The organism is Massilia sp. YIM B02769, from assembly GCF_030411995.1.
In the GTDB taxonomy this organism is placed as follows: domain Bacteria; phylum Pseudomonadota; class Gammaproteobacteria; order Burkholderiales; family Burkholderiaceae_D; genus Telluria.
Genome location: NZ_JASNRC010000009.1, coordinates 16399 through 34590 on the forward strand (window position 1 = coordinate 16399; position 18192 = coordinate 34590).

Annotated in this window: 22 protein-coding genes; 21 read left to right on the forward strand and 1 reads right to left on the reverse strand. The window is 63.2% G+C overall.

Annotated features, from left to right (window positions below):
* Window position 1: 1 nt before the first annotated feature.
* The 17 genes from rpsN to QPK31_RS15445 all read left to right on the forward strand — a co-directional run bounded on the left by rpsN (window position 2) and on the right by QPK31_RS15445 (window position 10765).
* Entirely contained in the window at window positions 2-307 is a 306-nt protein-coding gene (rpsN, locus tag QPK31_RS15365) for a 30S ribosomal protein S14 (protein WP_141835681.1), read from the forward strand.
* Between the two features lie 14 nt (window positions 308-321).
* Window positions 322-717: a 30S ribosomal protein S8 gene (gene rpsH / locus QPK31_RS15370; RefSeq protein WP_290423798.1), complete on the forward strand. Its 396-nt coding sequence runs from the start codon at window positions 322-324 to the stop codon at window positions 715-717.
* Window positions 718-726: 9 nt separating this feature from the next.
* Window positions 727-1260, forward strand: a complete 534-nt coding sequence (gene rplF / locus QPK31_RS15375; protein ID WP_290423799.1) for a 50S ribosomal protein L6 — start codon at window positions 727-729, stop codon at window positions 1258-1260.
* Window positions 1261-1271: 11 nt separating this feature from the next.
* On the forward strand, window positions 1272-1634 hold the full coding sequence (gene rplR / locus QPK31_RS15380; protein WP_229437765.1) for a 50S ribosomal protein L18: 363 nt from the start codon (window positions 1272-1274) through the stop codon (window positions 1632-1634).
* Window positions 1635-1646: 12 nt separating this feature from the next.
* Window positions 1647-2165: a 30S ribosomal protein S5 gene (gene rpsE, locus QPK31_RS15385; protein ID WP_290423800.1), complete on the forward strand. Its 519-nt coding sequence runs from the start codon at window positions 1647-1649 to the stop codon at window positions 2163-2165.
* 10 nt (window positions 2166-2175) lie between these two features.
* Complete coding sequence (rpmD, locus tag QPK31_RS15390) at window positions 2176-2355, forward strand: 50S ribosomal protein L30 (RefSeq protein WP_056337609.1); 180 nt, start codon at window positions 2176-2178, stop codon at window positions 2353-2355.
* A 29-nt stretch (window positions 2356-2384) separates the two neighbouring features.
* The gene (gene rplO, locus QPK31_RS15395; protein WP_290423801.1) at window positions 2385-2816 is read left to right on the forward strand and encodes a 50S ribosomal protein L15; all 432 of its coding nucleotides are present in this window, start codon (window positions 2385-2387) and stop codon (window positions 2814-2816) included.
* A gap of 28 nt (window positions 2817-2844) precedes the next feature.
* Window positions 2845-4179 carry a preprotein translocase subunit SecY gene (gene secY, locus QPK31_RS15400; protein ID WP_290423802.1) on the forward strand — a complete coding sequence of 445 codons (1335 nt, stop codon included), beginning with the start codon at window positions 2845-2847 and terminating at the stop codon, window positions 4177-4179.
* Between the two features lie 20 nt (window positions 4180-4199).
* Window positions 4200-4418, forward strand: a complete 219-nt coding sequence (gene infA / locus QPK31_RS15405; protein WP_005663428.1) for a translation initiation factor IF-1 — start codon at window positions 4200-4202, stop codon at window positions 4416-4418.
* A 36-nt stretch (window positions 4419-4454) separates the two neighbouring features.
* Window positions 4455-4568 (forward strand): 50S ribosomal protein L36, encoded by a 114-nt coding sequence (gene rpmJ / locus QPK31_RS15410; RefSeq protein WP_005663407.1) that lies wholly within the window; start codon window positions 4455-4457, stop codon window positions 4566-4568.
* Window positions 4569-4580: 12 nt separating this feature from the next.
* The gene (gene rpsM, locus QPK31_RS15415; protein WP_229437761.1) at window positions 4581-4946 is read left to right on the forward strand and encodes a 30S ribosomal protein S13; all 366 of its coding nucleotides are present in this window, start codon (window positions 4581-4583) and stop codon (window positions 4944-4946) included.
* 14 nt (window positions 4947-4960) lie between these two features.
* The gene (gene rpsK / locus QPK31_RS15420; protein WP_005663404.1) at window positions 4961-5365 is read left to right on the forward strand and encodes a 30S ribosomal protein S11; all 405 of its coding nucleotides are present in this window, start codon (window positions 4961-4963) and stop codon (window positions 5363-5365) included.
* Window positions 5366-5611: 246 nt separating this feature from the next.
* Window positions 5612-6235 (forward strand): 30S ribosomal protein S4, encoded by a 624-nt coding sequence (gene rpsD / locus QPK31_RS15425; RefSeq protein ID WP_290423803.1) that lies wholly within the window; start codon window positions 5612-5614, stop codon window positions 6233-6235.
* 140 nt (window positions 6236-6375) lie between these two features.
* The gene (locus QPK31_RS15430) at window positions 6376-7353 is read left to right on the forward strand and encodes a DNA-directed RNA polymerase subunit alpha (RefSeq protein ID WP_026354946.1); all 978 of its coding nucleotides are present in this window, start codon (window positions 6376-6378) and stop codon (window positions 7351-7353) included.
* A gap of 121 nt (window positions 7354-7474) precedes the next feature.
* Window positions 7475-7870 (forward strand): 50S ribosomal protein L17, encoded by a 396-nt coding sequence (gene rplQ / locus QPK31_RS15435; RefSeq protein ID WP_005663400.1) that lies wholly within the window; start codon window positions 7475-7477, stop codon window positions 7868-7870.
* Between the two features lie 146 nt (window positions 7871-8016).
* Entirely contained in the window at window positions 8017-10017 is a 2001-nt protein-coding gene (dsbD, locus tag QPK31_RS15440; protein WP_290423804.1) for a protein-disulfide reductase DsbD, read from the forward strand.
* 133 nt (window positions 10018-10150) lie between these two features.
* A complete protein-coding gene (locus QPK31_RS15445) occupies window positions 10151-10765 on the forward strand; it encodes a hypothetical protein (RefSeq protein ID WP_290423805.1) in 615 nt (204 codons plus the stop codon).
* A 73-nt stretch (window positions 10766-10838) separates the two neighbouring features.
* Here QPK31_RS15445 and QPK31_RS15450 read toward each other — a convergent pair whose 3' ends face one another.
* Window positions 10839-11390, reverse strand: a complete 552-nt coding sequence (locus tag QPK31_RS15450; protein WP_290423806.1) for a Spy/CpxP family protein refolding chaperone — start codon at window positions 11388-11390, stop codon at window positions 10839-10841.
* Window positions 11391-11588: 198 nt separating this feature from the next.
* On the opposite strand from QPK31_RS15450, the gene QPK31_RS15455 reads away from it, so the two are divergent.
* The 4 genes from QPK31_RS15455 to QPK31_RS15470 all read left to right on the forward strand — a co-directional run bounded on the left by QPK31_RS15455 (window position 11589) and on the right by QPK31_RS15470 (window position 18159).
* Window positions 11589-12317: a response regulator gene (locus QPK31_RS15455; RefSeq protein WP_290423807.1), complete on the forward strand. Its 729-nt coding sequence runs from the start codon at window positions 11589-11591 to the stop codon at window positions 12315-12317.
* Window positions 12314-13675 carry an ATP-binding protein gene (locus QPK31_RS15460; protein ID WP_290423808.1) on the forward strand — a complete coding sequence of 454 codons (1362 nt, stop codon included), beginning with the start codon at window positions 12314-12316 and terminating at the stop codon, window positions 13673-13675. Before QPK31_RS15455 ends, QPK31_RS15460 begins: the two co-directional genes overlap by 4 nt.
* Before the next feature lie 159 nt (window positions 13676-13834).
* Window positions 13835-15013: an efflux RND transporter periplasmic adaptor subunit gene (locus QPK31_RS15465; RefSeq protein ID WP_290423809.1), complete on the forward strand. Its 1179-nt coding sequence runs from the start codon at window positions 13835-13837 to the stop codon at window positions 15011-15013.
* Window positions 15010-18159 carry an efflux RND transporter permease subunit gene (locus QPK31_RS15470; protein WP_290423810.1) on the forward strand — a complete coding sequence of 1050 codons (3150 nt, stop codon included), beginning with the start codon at window positions 15010-15012 and terminating at the stop codon, window positions 18157-18159. Before QPK31_RS15465 ends, QPK31_RS15470 begins: the two co-directional genes overlap by 4 nt.
* Window positions 18160-18192: the final 33 nt, after the last annotated feature.

Here is an 18192-nt window from a genome sequence, read left to right on the forward strand (position 1 = left end):
CATGGCAAAACTTGCACTGATTAACCGCGAACAGAAGCGTGCAGACCTGGTGGAGAAATTCGCCGCAAAGCGTGCAGCTCTGAAAGCGATCATCGACGACCAGTCGAAGACCGAAGAAGAACGTTACGAAGCGCGCCTGAAGCTGCAGGCCCTGCCACGTAATTCGGCGCCGACCCGCCAGCGTAACCGCTGCGCCATGACCGGCCGCCCACGTGGCACCTTCCGTAAGTTCGGCCTCGCCCGTACCAAAATCCGCGAATTCGCCATGAAGGGCGAGATTCCGGGTATGACCAAAGCCAGCTGGTAATAGGAGAATAAGCAATGAGTATGAGCGATCCTATCGCCGATATGCTGACCCGCATTCGCAACGCACAAACTGTCCAGAAGACCACGGTCGCAATGCCGTCGTCGAAAGTCAAGGTTGCCATTGCCAACGTCCTGAAGGACGAGGGTTACATTGAGGATTTCGCTGTCACCACCGAAGGTGGCAAGTCGGAACTGAAAATCGGTTTGAAGTATTACACCGGCCGTCCGGTCATCGAGCGCATCGAGCGCGTTTCCCGTCCTGGCCTGCGCATCTACAAGGGCAAGGATGAAATCCCGTCGGTCATGAACGGCCTGGGCGTGGCTATCGTCTCGACCCCACAGGGCGTGATGACTGATCGCAAAGCACGTGCTACCGGTATCGGCGGCGAAGTGCTCTGCTTCGTGGCTTAAGGAGTAGACATGTCTCGAGTAGCTAAGATGCCAATCGCTGTACCAGCAGGCGCCGAAGTGGCGATCACTGCAGCAGCGATCACGGTCAAAGGCCCACTGGGCACCCTGACCCAGCCGCTGAACGGCCTGGTCAAGGTAGAAAACAACAACGGCACGCTGACCTTCGACGTGGTGGACGATTCGCGTGAATCGAACGCCATGTCGGGTACCCTGCGCGCCCTGGTCAACAACATGGTTACCGGCGTCACCAAGGGCTTCGAGAAGAAGCTGAACCTGGTGGGCGTGGGCTACAAGGCAGCAGTGCAGGGCAACGCCCTGAACCTGTCGCTGGGCTTCTCGCACCCGGTGCTGCACGCGATGCCGGAAGGCGTCACCGCGGTCACCCCGACCCCGACCGAAATCCTGATCAAGGGTATCGATCGTCAAAAGGTCGGCCAGGTTGCCGCTGAAGTGCGCGCTTACCGCTCGCCTGAGCCTTACAAAGGCAAGGGTGTCCGTTATTCGGACGAAGTGGTGAAGCTTAAAGAAACCAAGAAGAAATAATCGGAGCTGACATGGACAAGAAACAATCGCGTCTGCGTCGCGGACGCCAAACCCGCATCAAGATCGCCCAGCTGGGCGTGAATCGCCTGTCGATTCACCGCACCAACCTGCACATCTATGCGAACCTGATCAGCCCGGATGCGAAGGTCCTGGTTTCGGCTTCGACGCTGGAAGCAGAAGTGCGCGCTGAACTCGGTGGCAAATCGGGCGCCGGCGGCAACGCCGCCGCCGCTGCCCTGGTTGGCAAGCGCGTCGCAGAAAAAGCACTGAAAGCAGGGATCACCGAAGTCGCGTTCGACCGTTCGGGTTTCCGTTACCACGGCCGTGTGAAGGCGCTGGCAGATGCCGCGCGTGAAGCCGGTCTGAAGTTCTAAGGAAGAATCGTCATGGCAAAAATGCAAGCGAAAATGGCAAGCGACAAGCCGGATGATGGCATGCGCGAAAAAATGATCGCGATCAACCGCGTGACCAAAGTGGTCAAGGGTGGTCGTATCATGGGTTTTGCAGCGCTGACCGTTGTCGGTGACGGCGATGGCCGCATCGGCATGGGCAAAGGCAAGTCGAAGGAAGTTCCAGTCGGCGTGCAAAAAGCGATGGAAGAAGCCCGCCGCAACCTGATCAAGGTGCCTCTCAAGAACGGTACCCTGCACCACACCGTCTCCGGTCGTCACGGCGCCTCGCGCGTCATGATGATGCCAGCCAAGCCTGGTACCGGCGTGATCGCTGGTGGCGCAATGCGCGCCATCTTCGAGGTGATGGGCGTGACCGACGTGGTCGCCAAGTCGACCGGTTCGTCGAACCCGTACAACCTGGTTCGCGCGACCCTCGACGGTCTGGCAAAAATGAGCACTCCGGCTGACATCGCTGCCAAGCGCGGCAAGTCGGTCGAAGACATCATCGGCTAAGGTGAAGACAATGGCAAACACCATCAAAGTACAACTGGTCAAGGGCCTGATCGGCACCCGTCAAGACCACCGCGCTACCGTGCGTGGTCTGGGTCTGCGCCGCGTCAACTCGGTCTCCGAGTTGCAGGACACCCCGTCGGTGCGCGGCATGATCAACAAAGTCTCGTACCTCGTTAAAGTAGTCGGGTAAGCCTTCGGGCTTACCTAACGGAGAAAACAATGGAATTGAATACCATTCAACCAGCTGACGGCGCCAAGCACGCTAAGCGTCGCGTCGGCCGCGGTATCGGCTCCGGCCTGGGCAAGACCGCCGGTCGCGGTCACAAGGGTCAGAAATCGCGTTCGGGCGGCTTCCACAAAGTCGGCTTCGAAGGCGGCCAGATGCCTCTGCAGCGTCGTCTGCCGAAGCGCGGCTTCAAGTCGCTCAACGCCACCTTCAAGGCTGAAGTCCGTCTGTCGGACCTGAACGCCCTGGCCGTCGGCGAAGTCGACATCCTGGTCCTGAAGCAAGCAGGCATCCTGCCGGTGGTGGCACGCGACGTGCGCGTCATCCTGTCGGGCGAGATCACCAAAGCGGTGAACCTCAAGGGCCTGAAAGCGACCGCGGGCGCGAAAGCGGCCATCGAAGCAGCTGGCGGTTCGGTCGCGTAAAGCGATCGCTGCCTGATCGGAGCAAAAATTGGCGACTAATTCACAACTTGGTAAAAGCGCCGCCGCCGGATTCCCCTGGGGCCGGCTGTGGTTTTTGCTTGGCGCATTGGTCGTGTACCGCATCGGTGCTCACATCCCGGTCCCCGGGATTGACCCGATCGCGCTGGCGTCGCTGTTCAAGCAGAACGAAGGCGGCATCCTGGGCATGTTCAACATGTTCTCGGGTGGTGCCTTGTCCCGCTTTACCGTGTTCGCACTCGGGATCATGCCCTACATTTCGGCTTCGATCATCATGCAGCTGGGGTCGATCGTCTCGCCACAGCTGGAAGCGCTGAAGAAGGAAGGCGAAGCAGGGCGCCGCAAGATAACCCAGTACACCCGTTACTTCACGGTGGCTCTGGCGTTGTTCCAGGCGTTCGGCATCGCCGTCGCGCTCGAGGCCCAGCCGGGTCTTGTGCTCGAACCTGGCATGGCATTCCGCTTCGTCACGGTCGTGTCGCTGCTGACCGGCACCATGTTCCTCATGTGGCTGGGCGAGCAGATCACCGAACGTGGCCTGGGCAACGGCATTTCGATCATCATCTTCGCCGGTATCGCCGCTGGCCTGCCGTCGGCACTGGGTGGCCTGTTCACCCTGGTATCGAACGGTTCGATCGGCAGCTTCACCGCGATCCTGATCGTGCTCCTGGTGATTGGTGTGACGTTTGCAGTCGTGTTCGTGGAACGTGGCCAGCGCAAGATCCTCGTGAATTACGCCAAGCGCCAGGTCGGCAACAAGGTGTACGGTGGCCAAACCAGCCACCTGCCCCTGAAGCTGAACATGGCCGGCGTGATCCCGCCGATCTTCGCGTCCTCGATCATCCTGTTCCCGGCGACGATCGTCGACTGGTACACGCGCGGCAAGGATTCCAACGGTCCCTTCATCGGGTTCCTGAAGGATCTGGCTGCCTCGCTGACGACCGGCGAACCGATCCACGCGTTGCTGTATGCGGTGGCGATTGTGTTCTTCTGCTTCTTCTACACCGCGCTGGTATTCAACAGCAAGGAAACGGCGGACAACTTGAAGAAGAGCGGCGCGTTTGTTCCGGGCATCCGTCCGGGCGAGCAGACCGCGCGCTACATCGACAAGATCCTGATGCGCCTGACCCTGGCCGGTGCGGTCTATATCACCGTCGTGTGCCTGGTGCCGGAGTTCCTGCAGTCGTTTGCGAAAGTTCCTTTCTATTTCGGCGGCACGTCACTCCTGATTATCGTGGTGGTGACCATGGACTTCATGGCACAAGTGCAGAACTACGTCATGTCGCAGCAATACGAATCGCTGCTGCGCAAGGCTAACTTCAAGGGCGGAATCCCGTCGCGTTAAGCGCGGGAGGAATGGACCGAATGGCAAAAGACGACGTCATCCAAATGCAAGGCGAGATTCTCGAGAATCTCCCAAATGCGACATTTCGCGTAAAGCTGGAAAACGGGCATGTGGTCCTGGGGCATATCTCGGGTAAAATGCGGATGAACTATATCCGCATCCTCCCGGGAGACAAGGTAACGGTCGAACTGACGCCGTACGACTTGTCCCGGGCGCGCATCGTATTCCGCACCAAGTAAAAAATATTAAGTAAACTCACCAGAAGAGAGTACAAAATGAAAGTTAATGCTTCAGTCAAGCGGATCTGCCGCAACTGCAAGATCATCAAGCGCAAGGGCGTGGTCCGCGTGATCTGCGTCGAGCCGCGTCACAAGCAGCGTCAAGGTTAAGAGGAATAACGAATGGCACGTATTGCAGGGGTTAACATCCCAAATCATCAGCACACTGTTATCGGCCTGACGGCGATCTACGGTGTTGGCCGTCCACGTTCGCAGAAGATCTGCGAAGCGACCGGTATCGCGACCAACAAAAAGGTCAAGGACCTGGACGACAACGAACTCGAGAAGCTGCGTGACGAAGTCGCGAAGTTTGTCGTGGAAGGCGACCTGCGCCGCGAACTGTCCATGAACATCAAGCGTCTGATGGATCTGGGTTGCTACCGCGGCATGCGTCACCGTAAGGGTCTGCCAGTGCGCGGCCAGCGTACCCGCACCAATGCACGTACCCGCAAAGGTCCGCGCAAGGCCGCTCAATCGCTGAAGAAATAATCTAGGAACCGACCATGGCTAAGCAACAAAGCAGCGCAGCAGCAGCTCGCGTCCGCAAGAAAGTCAAGAAGAACGTGGCTGAGGGCATCGCCCACGTCCACGCTTCGTTCAACAACACCATCATCACGATCACCGACCGCCAGGGCAACGCCCTGTCGTGGGCGACGTCGGGTGGCGCTGGCTTCAAGGGCTCGCGTAAATCGACCCCGTTCGCGGCACAGGTCGCTGCTGAAGCAGCCGGCAAGGTCGCACAAGAAAGCGGCGTGAAGAACCTGGAAGTGCGCATCAAGGGCCCAGGCCCAGGCCGTGAATCGGCTGTGCGCGCACTGAACAACCTGGGCATCAAGATCACCGAGATCCAGGACGTTACCCCAGTTCCGCACAACGGCTGCCGTCCTCCAAAGCGTCGTCGTATCTAAATACGGAAGAGGGAGCGGATTCCGATCTGTTCCCCTGCTGTTGCAGACCGACGTCGTCGAAGACGCATCGTTTCAAATATGCCGGTGCAGGTGCCCGAATTCGGGTATACTGCCCGGCTATTCTCGCCTCGGACTTCGGTCCGGGGCGTTCTTTCAGCCACGTCCGCTCTCTCATGGGTCGGACTAGCGCCTGCCGCATCGTTCGCGATGCCTCTGGGGCGTGATTAATACATTAAAGGATTCAACGTGGCACGTTATATCGGACCAAAAGCAAAACTGTCGCGCCGTGAAGGCACCGACCTGTTCCTGAAGAGCGCACGCCGCTCGCTCGACTCGAAGTGCAAACTGGACGTCAAGCCAGGCCAGCACGGCGTCAAGTCGGGTGCCCGCACCTCGGACTACGGCAACCAGCTGCGTGAAAAGCAGAAGGTCAAGCGCATGTACGGCATCCTGGAACGCCAGTTCCGTCGCTACTTCGCCGAAGCATCGCGTAAAAAAGGCAACACCGGCGAAACCCTGCTGAAGCTGCTGGAATCGCGTCTGGACAACGTTACCTACCGCATGGGCTTCGGCTCGACCCGCGCCGAAGCGCGCCAGCTGGTCAGCCACAAGGCCTTCACCGTCAACGGTAACGTCGTGAACATCGCTTCGTACGCCGTCAAGACCGGCGACGTCATCGCCGTTCGCGAAAAGGCCAAGAAGCAAGTGCGTATCGTCGAAGCCCTGTCGCTGGCTGAACAAGTCGGCATGCCGAGCTGGGTCTCGGTCGACAGCAAGAAGATGGAAGGCACCTTCCGTTCGTTCCCAGAGCGTAACGAGATCGCTGCCGACGTCAACGAAGCGCTGATCGTCGAACTGTACTCGCGTTAATCGCTGGTAGGGATCGGTAGATTCGCCCGCTCGCTACGCGAGTGGGCGTCTCTGCTTCTACGATTTAAGATCAAAAGCAGCAATTACAAGCCATCAGCCTTATCGGTGTAACGAGCCGAGGGTATTGAAGAGGACATTTCATGCAAAATAGTTTGTTGAAGCCACGTATCATCGACGTCGAAGCCCTGGGCGCCGGTCACGCAAAAGTCGTGATGGAGCCGTTCGAACGTGGCTATGGCCACACGCTGGGTAACGCGCTGCGCCGCGTCCTGCTGTCGTCGATGATCGGCTACGCGCCGACCGAAGTGACGATCGCCGGTGTCGTGCACGAGTACTCGTCGCTGGACGGCGTGCAGGAAGACGTCGTCGACCTGCTGCTGAACCTGAAGGGTGTCGTGTTCAAGGTGCACAACCGTGACTCCGTGACCCTGACCCTGAAGAAGGAAGGCGAAGGCGCCGTGCTGGCATCGGACATCGATCTGCCGCATGACGTGGAACTGATCAACCCGGACCACGTGATCGCTCACCTGACCGCCGGTGGCAAGCTGGACATGCAGATCAAGGTCGAGAAGGGCCGTGGTTACGTGCCAGGTAACGTCCGTCGCCTGTCGGAAGACACCAACAAGACGATCGGCCGCATCATCCTGGACGCATCGTTCTCGCCAGTGCGCCGCGTGTCGTACGCCGTCGAATCGGCGCGCGTCGAGCAGCGTACCGACCTGGACAAGCTGATCATCAACATCGAGACCAACGGCGTCATCACCCCGGAAGAAGCGATCCGCCAGTCGGCACGCGTCCTGGTTGACCAGCTGAACGTCTTCGCCGCACTGGAAGGCACGGAAGCCGCCGCCGAAGCACCATCGCGTGCTCCGCTGGTCGATCCGATCCTGCTGCGTCCGGTCGACGACCTGGAACTGACCGTGCGTTCGGCGAACTGCCTGAAAGCAGAAAACATCTACTACATCGGCGACCTGATCCAGCGTTCGGAAAACGAACTGCTGAAGACGCCGAACCTGGGCCGCAAGTCGCTCAACGAAATCAAGGAAGTCCTGGCTTCGCGCGGCTTGACCCTGGGCATGAAACTCGAGAACTGGCCACCTGCAGGCCTCGAGAAGTAATTTGTACTACCTGCCCGGACAATGTTGTCCGGGCAGTCTTAAACCACATGAACCGGTCCGCGTTCCTGCGCAAGCCTGAACGATCGAAGAACTGGACTTTATACACTCGAAAGGAAGTACCATGCGTCACCGTCACGGCCTCCGTAAGCTGAACCGTACCTCGTCCCACCGTCTCGCCATGCTGCGCAACATGACCGTCTCGCTGCTGCGTCATGAAGCCATCAAGACCACCGTGCCGAAAGCCAAGGAACTGCGTCGCGTCATCGAACCGATCCTGACCCTGGGCAAGACCGACACCCTGGCCAACAAGCGCCTGGCATTCGCCCGCCTGCGCGACCGCGAAATGGTGCAGAAGCTGTTCGCCGAACTGGGCCCACGTTACGCCAACCGTAACGGCGGCTACCTGCGCATCCTGAAAATGGGTTTCCGCGTGGGCGACAATGCGCCAATGGCCTACGTCGAGCTGCTGGACCGTCCGGAAGTCACCTCGGCTGAAGAAGCACCGACCGCCGAGTAATATCCGCGTCAAGCGACAAGAAAAACCAGGCCGCGTGCCTGGTTTTTTTTCGCCTGCGCGAAACACGCGGCGCGAGTCGACGGGTGTTACCCATCGGCAGGCACTCCGGTGTACCATTCCTGCGCTGTCGTCATCCAAAGGAAGTCATGTCCCTGTTCCGTCTTCGTGAAGTGCGCGTGTCGCTGCTCGCCGCCCTGTCCCTGCTGTTCGTCCTCGTCGCCGTGCTGATCGCACCGGCCCGCGCCGCCGAGGACTTCCTCGACCCGGCCGTCGCCTTCAAGTTCTCGGCGCGCATGGAAGGCGAGCGCACGGCGGTTGTCACCTACGACATCGCGCCCGGCTACTACATGTACCGCGAGCGCTTCGCCTTCAATGCGCGCGGCGCCAAGCTGGGCGCGTCGCAGATCCCGGCCGGGAAAGTCAAATTCGACGAGACCTTCGGCAAGGAAGTCGAGACCTATCACGGCGCGGTGACGATCCGCATTCCGGTCGAGGGCAGCGGAGCCTTTACCCTGAACGCCACCAGCCAGGGCTGCGCCGATGCGGGCCTGTGCTATCCGCCGCAGGAACACAGCGCGCAACTGGCCGCCGCCGGCGGCGCGGCGCCGGAGGCGAGCATTCCCCTCGGTGCGAACGGCAACGCCCCGGCGGCCCTGTCGTCGGCGCCGCGAGGCGAGGGCGGGGCGGCTGCACGCCTCGGCTTGCCGGTCGATAGCGCGCCCGCAGTCGATACGCCGGCCCAGACAGCAGCCCAGCCGCCAGCAGCCCAGCCGCCAGCAGCCCAGCAGCCAACCGAAGGCACGCCGCCAGCGACGGCCGCGCCGGCCGCAGCCGGTGCGCCATCCAATGCGGCCTCCAGCGCGACATCTACCGCGCCATCCGCCGCCCCATCCGACCTCTCCGCCATCGACTCCGTCCTGCAGGGCGGCCGCCTGCTCGCCATCGTCCCCGCCTTCATCCTGCTCGGCCTGGGCCTGGCCTTCACACCCTGCGTGCTGCCGATGGTGCCGATCCTGTCCTCGATCATCGTGGGCGAGGGCGGCAAGGTAAGACGCTCGCGCGGCCTGGTGCTGTCGCTGACCTATTCGCTGGGCATGGCCATCGTCTACACCGCGCTCGGCGTGGCCGCCGGCCTGATCGGCGAAGGCCTGGCCGCCGCCCTGCAGAATCCCTGGGTGCTGGGCAGCTTCGCGCTGCTGATCGTGGCCATGGCGATGTCGATGTTCGGCTACTACGAACTGCAGATGCCGGCCTCGCTGCAGACGCGCCTGAGCGGCGTCTCGAACCGCCAGGCTTCGGGCAAGCTGGCCGGCGTGTTCGCCATGGGTGCGATCTCGGCCCTGATCGTCGGCCCCTGCGTTGCCGCGCCGCTGGCCGGCGCTCTGGTCTACATCAGCCAGACGCGCGACGTGCTGGTCGGCGGCGCCGCGCTGTTCTCGATGGCGATCGGCATGAGCATTCCGCTGCTGCTGGTCGGCGTGTCGGCCGGCTCGCTGCTGCCGAAGGCCGGCGCCTGGATGGATGCCGTGAAGCGCTTCTTCGGCGTGCTGATGCTGGCGATGGCGCTGTGGCTGGTGTCGCCGGTGCTGCCGCCGGGCGTGCAGATGCTGCTGTGGGCGCTGCTCCTGCTCGGCTATGGCGCCTGGCTGCTGCGCCGGCGCGGGCACTGGGCCGCGCTCGCCCTGGGCGCCATATGCGGCATCCTGGGCGCGATGCAGCTGGTCGGCGTGGCCAGCGGCGGCCGCGACCCCTTGGCGCCGCTGGCGCACCTGACCGGCACCCAGAAGCAGCCGCTGCACTTCACGCGCGTGAAGACCGTGGCCGACCTGGATGCGGCCCTGGCCCAGCTGGGCGGCAAGACCGCGATGCTCGACTTCTATGCCGACTGGTGCGTGTCCTGCAAGGAGATGGAGAAGCTGACCTTCGTCGACCCGCAGGTGCAGGCCAGGCTGGCAAATACGGTGCTGCTGCAGGTCGACGTGACGGCCAACGATGCCGCCGACAAGGCGATGCTGAAACGCTTCGGATTGTTCGGGCCGCCGGGGATCATCTTCTTCGACAAGTCTGGCAGGGAGATCGCGGACAGCCGCGTGATCGGTTACCAGAACGCCGGCAAGTTCCTGGTATCGCTCGAGAAGCTGGACTAAGCACAAGGCCGGGCAGGCATCGGGCCATAATATTTCCTTGCGGAAAGATCGCGACGCTCATAGAATGAGCACGCCCAGCCGGGCGGCATGGCCGCTGCCCGGCCGTGTCCGATCATTTCACTGCCGCGAGAACATGAAGAAAACCCTTAGCGTCGCCTTGCTGTGCTCGGCCGTATTCCTGGCGGGCTGCGACGAAAAAACACCGAACGACAGCCTCACCGCCAAGACGGTGCGGCCGTATGCCGAGGCCGACCTGCAGGAAGGCCTGGCGATCGACAACTACAAGCGCCAGAACGGCTGGGAAGACACCAGCGCGATCAACACCTACATCGTCCGCTATGCCTACGACCTGAAACTGACCAAGCCGCTTCCCGAGGTGGTACTGGCCGCGGCGAACGGGATCATGGACGAGCTGGCCGACGTCAAGAAGAATCCCGGTTTCATGGGCATCAAGGACATGCAGGCGAGCATGAGCCTGTCGCTGGCCGCATCCGAATGGATAGGCAAGCAGCAGGACTTCGCGCAGCGCCGCGATGCCTTCCTGACGCGTTGCCAGCCCTGCGTCGCCTACTGGAACCAGGAAGGCGCCGACGATGTCGTACGCGCGCGGCGCAACGCCTTCGTGTATGCCTGGTCCGACCTGGAAGAGAAGGGCTTCAAGGACGCCGCGAAGCCGGGCGACAAGGTGGCGCGTACCGCCTGGGCATCGTTCATGAAGACCGAACAAGGCTGGATGGCCAAGCAGTAACGCCGCGCCAGCCGCCATGCGACGAAAAAAGGGGATGCAAGCGCATCCCCTTCGCGTTTCTCAACGAGGCAACTCAGCTTTGCAGCGCCGCGCCGCGCCCGCCATGATGGCCGGGACCGCCGTGGCCATGGTGGTTGCCGAAGCCGCCGCGCATCGCCTGGCTGTCGAACACTTTCTTCTGTTCCGGCGTGAGCACGGCGTAGAAGTTGTTCAGGGCTGCCAGGCGTGATTCCATGCGCGCGGTGCGCTGCTTCTGGCGATCGATCATGCGCTCCATGCGCTGCGGCGCGGGCAGGGCGGCGAACTGGCCGCGCTCGCCGGCCTTGGCGGCGCCTTGCCCCTGCGGACGCTGGGCCGGCTTGCCGGCGGCGAGGAAGGCGGCGAATGCCGGTTCCTGTTGCGCCGTCAGCTTCAGGTCGGCGCGCAGCTTGGCGGCGCGGGCGGCCTGGCGTTCGGCGCGCTTGGCCTGGCGCTCGGCATGGTGGGCGGCGCGCTGTTCGGCCGTGACGGCGTGGCCGTGGCGGCCTTCCTGTACCGGCGCCGTGGCGGCGGTCTGGGCGAAGGCGGCGCCGGCGAAACCGACAGCGGCAAAGGCAACCAGGATCTGCTTGCGAAGGGTGTTCATGCGATGTCCTTTCAGTGTGGGAGTCAGTTCTTGTGCAAGTAATCTGTTCTCTGCACGGGTTCCATGATCTCGGAAAAGTGTAAGCCCAGCGTGTCCCCTGCCACGCACTTTGTATCAATATGTTTCCCCGTTGAATCCATATACATGCCGATACAAATGCGCTGTTCATGGCTCTTTTAAGTAAGGATAATTGCAGGTATGGACAATTCTTCTACCATCCTCATCGTCGATGACGACCGCGACATCCGCCAGCTGCTGGCCGATTATCTCGAGTCGAACGGCTACCGCGCGCTGGCCGCCGCCGATGGCGTCGCGATGTGGAAAATCCTCGACGAGTCGCGCCCCGACCTGATCGTGCTCGACCTGAACCTGCCCGGCGACGACGGCCTGACCCTGTGCCGCAAGCTGCGCGCCACTTCGACCCTGCCGGTCATCATGCTGACCGCCCGCAACGAGCCGCTCGACCGCATCCTCGGCCTGGAAATGGGCGCCGACGACTACCTGCCAAAACCCTTCGAGCCGCGCGAACTGCTGGCGCGCGTCCGCAGCGTGCTGCGCCGCTCGCACGCCATGCCCTCGAACGCCCCGGCCGAGAACGTGCAGCAGATGCGCTTCTCGAACTGGACCCTGGACCTCACCGCGCGCCACCTGGTCAACCCGGAAGGCATCGTGATCATGCTGTCGGGCGCCGAGTTCCGCCTGCTGCGCGTGTTCCTCGAGCACCCGAACCGCGTGCTGAACCGCGACCAGCTGCTGAACCTCACGCAGGGCCGCGACGCCGACCCCTTCGACCGCTCGATCGACATCCAGATCAGCCGCCTGCGCCAGAAGCTGGGCGAAGACGCGCGCATGCCGCAGATCATCAAGACCGTGCGTAACGGCGGCTACGTGCTGGCCGGCCAGGTGACCGTGGAGCCGACTGCGTGAAAGCCTTCCTCGGCTCGATGACGGGCCGTGTCTTCGTCACCCTGCTGCTGGGTGTGCTGATCACCGGCGCCCTGACCCAGTGGCTTGCCGACAACGAACGCCAGCGCGTGCTCGAGCATGCGCGCGACCAGAACCTGATCGAGCGCGCCGAGCAGCTGATCATGGCCACCGAGATCGTGCCGGCCTCGGCGCGCCCGGCCTACCTGTCGGTGGCGAACCGGCCCGGCCTGTCGCTCGAAGTCGGCGCCCCGCGCCCGCTGGCCAAGTCGGCCAGCGAATTCGCCGAGACCCTGGCCGAACGCCTCGGCGCCGGCTACCACATCGTCTCGGCCGATTCGCGTCCCGCCGCCTGCGAGAGCCCGCCGCGCATTCCCCAACTGTACGGCCTGCTGTCGGCGCGCTGGCGCGGCGCCTGCGAATTTTTGAACGTGCGCCTGCGCGACGGCGAGGAGCTGCGCCTGGCCGTGCTGCCGCCGCGCGCCGCCGCCGTCAACGACGAAACCGACTACCGCGCCGTGATCGTCCTGTTCTTCCTCAGCATCGCCGGCCTGGCCTACCTGGTGGCGCGCATGACCACCCGTCCGCTGAAGCGCCTGGCGGTGGCGGCTCAGGAACTCGGCAACGACATCAACCGTCCGCCGCTGGATGTGAGCGGCGCCAGCGAGATCCGCCAGGCCAGCACCGCCTTCAACGCCATGCAGGCGCGCATCCGCCAGTACATCTTCCAGCGCACGCAGATGCTGGCCGCCATCACCCACGACTTGCAGACGCCGCTGACGCGCATGCGCCTGCGCCTGGAAAAGGTGGCCGACGCCGATTTGCAGGAACGCCTGATCGGCGATCTGTCGGCGATGCAGGCCATGGTGCGCGAGGGCCTGGAGCTGGCGCGCAGCATGGACACCACCGAGACCATGCAGATGCTCGACCTCGATTCGCTGCTCGATTCGGTCTGCGACGACGCCGCCGACGCCAGCCAGGCCGTCACCCTCAGCGGCCGCTCTGGCATGGCCATCCTCGGCCGCCCGCTCGACCTGCGCCGCTGCCTCGGCAACCTGATCGACAACGCGGTGAAGTATGGCCGCGAGGCGGGTGTGACGGTCGACCGCGTAAACGGCGCGGCGCGCATCCGCGTGCGCGACGGCGGCCCCGGCATTGCGCCGGCCGAGCAGGCGCGCGTCTTCGATCCGTTCTACCGCGTCGAGACCTCGCGCTCGCGCGAATCCGGCGGTACCGGCCTCGGCCTGACGATCGCCCGGAATATCGCCGAGCAGCACGGCGGCAGCATCGCGCTGTCCAACCACCCGGAAGGCGGCCTCGAAGTCACCCTTACCCTGCCGGAGTACTACCCTGGTAAATGATGGTGCAGCCAGCCGCCTGCACCATCTATCGAGACCATTTGTTAAGAATCCTGTAAGTAAGTTGTAATACGTGGATGGCATACTGCCCGCCACGCTTTTGTATCTGCATATTTGTTAATCGACTGATCAAGCCGCCGGAACTGGCGGCAAGGGACCTGAATGAAAAAGAACACGCTCGCAGTCATCGCGGTGGTCGTTGCAGCCGGCATTGGCGGCGCCTGGTACATGAACCGCGGCGCCCATGCCGAAGGCGAGGGGAAGAACGGCCAGGCCGGCGGCGCGCCGCAAGGCCCGACCACGGTGAACGTGGTGGCGCCGCGGCGCCAGGACGTGGGCGTGGACGTCGCCGCCAACGGCACCGTGACGCCGCAGCAGACCGTCGACCTGCGTCCGCAGACCACCAGCACGATCCGCCAGGTACATATCCGCGAAGGGCAGTTCGTGAAGGCCGGGCAATTGATGTTCTCGCTGGACGACCGCAGCGACCGCGCCGCCGTGGCCCAGGCCGAAGCGGAAGTGGCGCGCGGCAAGGCCACCCTGGCCGATCTCGAGCGCCAGTACAAGCGTAGCCAGGAACTGGTTGCCCAGAAATTCCTGGCCCAGAGCGCCGTCGATTCGCTGCAAAGCCAGGTGGAAGGCGCCCGCGCCGCATTGGCGGCGAGTTCCGCAGCGGTACGTGCTTCTCAAGTCAGCGCCAGCTACACCGCGATCCGCGCACCGCTGTCGGGCCGCGTCGGCGCCATCAACGTGTATGGCGGCAGCCTGGTCCAGCCGACCACTTCGCTCACCACCATCACCCAGCTCGATCCGATCGACGTCGCCTTCACCCTGCCGGAATCGGCGCTGGGCGCACTGCTGGCGGCCCAGAAGGCGGGCAAGGTCGCGGTGGAAGCCAGCAGCGGCGGCGAAGCGAAACCGGTCACCGGCGAACTGATCTTCGTCGACAACACGGTCGACCCGACCAGCGGCACCATCCGCGTCAAGGCGCAGTTCAGCAACGCCGACGGCCAACTGTGGCCGGGACAATACGTCAACACCCGCGTCACGGTGCGCACGATCCAGGACGCCGTCGTGATTCCGCAAAATGCGATTATCATCAACGCCTACGGCACCTTCGTCTACATCGCCGAGAAAGACGGCACCGCGCGCCAGGTGCCGATCGTGCGCCAGCATGCCTTCGGCCTGAACGCGGCGGTGACTGGCTTGAACGGCAACGAGCAGGTGATTACCGAAGGCAAGCAGAACCTGCGTCCAGGCGGCAAGATCAAGATCGCCGCCGAAGCCGGTTCCGCTGCCAAACCGCAAGGCGCGCCCGCAACCAAGGGTGGTGGAGCATGAATCTGTCCGAACTGTGTATCCGCCGTCCGGTGATGGTGGTCTTGCTGTCGATCAGCCTGGTGCTGGTCGGCATCCTGGCCTACATGCACATCCCGGTCGCGGCGCTGCCGAGCTATAACACCCCGGTCATCAACGTCGGCGCCAACTTGCCCGGCGCCAGCCCGGAAACCATGGCCTCGTCGGTGGCGCTGCCGCTGGAAAAGCAATTCTCGACGATTGCCGGCATCAAGCTGATCACCTCGACCAGCACCCAGGGCAATACCTCGCTGACCCTGGAATTCGATACCTCCATCGACGTCGACAAGGCAGCGGTGGACGTGCAGGCCGCGCTGCTGGCCGCCCAGCGCCAGTTGCCGCTGGAAATGACCGACTTGCCGGCCTACCGCAAGATCAACCCGGCCGACGCCCCGATCCTGTTCATGCACATGACCTCGCCCTCGATGGGCCTGGCCGAACTGAACGACTACGCCGAGAACGTGGTGTCGCCGGCGATCTCGACCCTGCCGGGCATCGCGCAAGTCACCGTCAACGGCCAGAAGCGTTTCGCCGTGCGCGTGCGCGCCCGTTCCGATTTGATGAACGCGCGCAACATCTCGATGGACGAACTGGCCGCCGCCCTGCGCGCCGCCAACTCGAACACGCCGCTCGGCATCCTCGACGGCCCGGCGCAGACCCTGACCATCCAGGGCGGCGGCCAGCTCATGAAAGCGGCCGACTTCGCGAAACTGATCGTCGCCACCCGCGACGGCTTGCCGGTGCGCCTGCAGGACGTGGCGCAAGTCGAAGACAGCTACCAGTCCGTCAAAGCCGCCGGCAGCCTGAACGGCGAACGTTCGATCGTGCTGATGGTGCAGCGCCAGCCGAACGCGAACACCGTGCAGGTGGTCGATGCCGTGCGCAATTTGATGCCGAAGTTCGAGACGCAGTTGCCGGCCTCGATCAAGATCAGCCTGGTGAACGACCGCTCGGTGTCGATCCGCGAAGCGATCCACGACGTGAACCTGACGCTGGCCGGCACCGTGATCCTGGTCATCCTGGTGATCTTCCTCTTCCTGCACCGCCTGACCGCGACCCTGATCCCGGCGGTAACGGTGCCGATCTCGCTGCTGGGTGCGCTGTCGCTGCTGTATGCCTTCGGCTATAGCCTGGACAATATTTCCCTGCTGGGGATTACGCTGGCCGTCGGCCTGGTGGTCGACGATGCCATCGTGGTGCTGGAAAACATCGTGCGCCACATGGAGATGGGGAAAAAGCCCTTCCATGCGGCCCTGGTCGGCTCGCGCGAGATGGGCTTCACCATCATCTCGATCTCGATTTCGCTGGTGGCGGTGTTCATCCCGATCTTCTTCATGCCGGGCGTGATCGGCCTGCTGTTCCGCGAATTCGCGGTCATCGTCGGCCTGGCGGTGCTGGTCTCGGCGGCCGTGTCGCTGACCCTGGTGCCGATGCTGTGCTCGCGCCTGATCAAGCACGGCGGCCACATCGAGCCGCACGAGATGTCCTGGGTCGGCCGCCGCTTCGAAGCCATGTTCACCAGCGTGCGCAACGGCTATGCGCGCAGCCTCGACAAGGCGCTGCGCTACCGCTTCCTGGTGCTGATGCTGGCCTTGGGCACCTTTGCCCTGACCGCCGTCCTGTACATGAGCATGCCGAAAGGTTTCTTCCCCGAGGAAGACCTGGGCCAGATCCGCATTACCGTCGAAGCCTCCGAGGACACCTCCTCGCAGGCGATGATGGCGCTGCAGGGCAAGGTGGTCGACATCATGCGCGCCAACAAGCACGTGCAGGACGTGACCTCGTTCGTCGGCGGCGGCAACACCGGCCGCATGTTCCTGGTGCTGGTGCCGCGTAGCGAACGTCCGGCCATGCCGGAAGTGCTGGATGAATTGCGCAAGGCCACCCGCGGCGTGGCCGGGGTGCAGGTGTACATGTCGCCGGTGCAGAACCTGCAGCTGGGCGGGCGCCAGAGCAAGAGCCGCTACCAGTACTCGCTGCAAAGCGTGTCGGGCGGCGAGATCGGCAGCTGGGCCGACAAGTTCCTCGAACGCATGCGCGCCGATCCGAAGTTCCGCGACGTTACCAGCGACTCGCAGAACAAGGGCCTGCAAGCGACCCTCGACATCGACCGCGACAAGGCCGCGCGCCTGGGCGTGAACATGGCCGACGTGCGCACCGTGCTGTACGCCGCCTTCGGCGAACGCCAGGTCTCGACCATCTATTCGACCGCCGCCAGCTATTACGTGATCCTGGAAGCGGCCGAGGCCGACCGCTACTACGACGATGCGCTGTCGCGCGTGTCTGTGCGCTCGAGCAATGGCGATTTGGTGAAACTGTCGAGCTTTGCCAGCGTGCGCCGCACGGTCGGTCCGCTGGCGATCAACCACCAGGGGCAGTTGCAGGCGATTACGCTGGCCTTCAATTTGGCGCCGAACGTGCCGCTGGGCGACGCCACCGCCGCCATCGAAGAGATGAAGCGCGAGATGAAGCTGCCGTCCTCGATCATCACGAATTACGGCGGCGACGCGGCGGTGTTCCAGGATACCCAGTCGAGCCAGCTGATCCTGATCATCACGGCCATCGGCGTCATTTATGTGCTGCTCGGCGTGCTGTACGAAAGCTATATCCACCCGCTGACGATTCTCGCCGGCCTGCCGTCGGCGGCGGTGGGGGCGCTGCTGACGCTGTGGATCTTCAACCTCGACCTGACCCTGATTGCGATGATCGGCATCCTGATGCTGATCGGTATCGTGAAAAAGAACGCGATCATGATGATCGACTTCGCGCTCGATGCGCAGAGGAATGCCGGCATGACGCCGGTCGAGGCGATCCGCGAGGCCTGTATCCTGCGCTTCCGTCCAATTTTGATGACCACGCTGGCGGCGATGATGGGCGCGCTGCCGATCGCGCTGGGCATCGGCGCCGGCGCCGAGCTGCGCCAGCCGCTGGGCCTGGCGGTGGTGGGCGGCCTCATCTTCTCGCAGGTGATCACGCTCTACATCACCCCGGTGATTTATCTCTACCTGGACAAGTACAGCGGCAGCGGTCCGATGACCGACGTGGACATCGCGGCGCACGAGACGGAGCATGCCGTGCATGCACCGGCGCCGGCCCCGGCGAACCCGGTCTCGCTGCACAAGATCGGTTGAAACACAATGTAACAACTATCAGGAAAACCGACC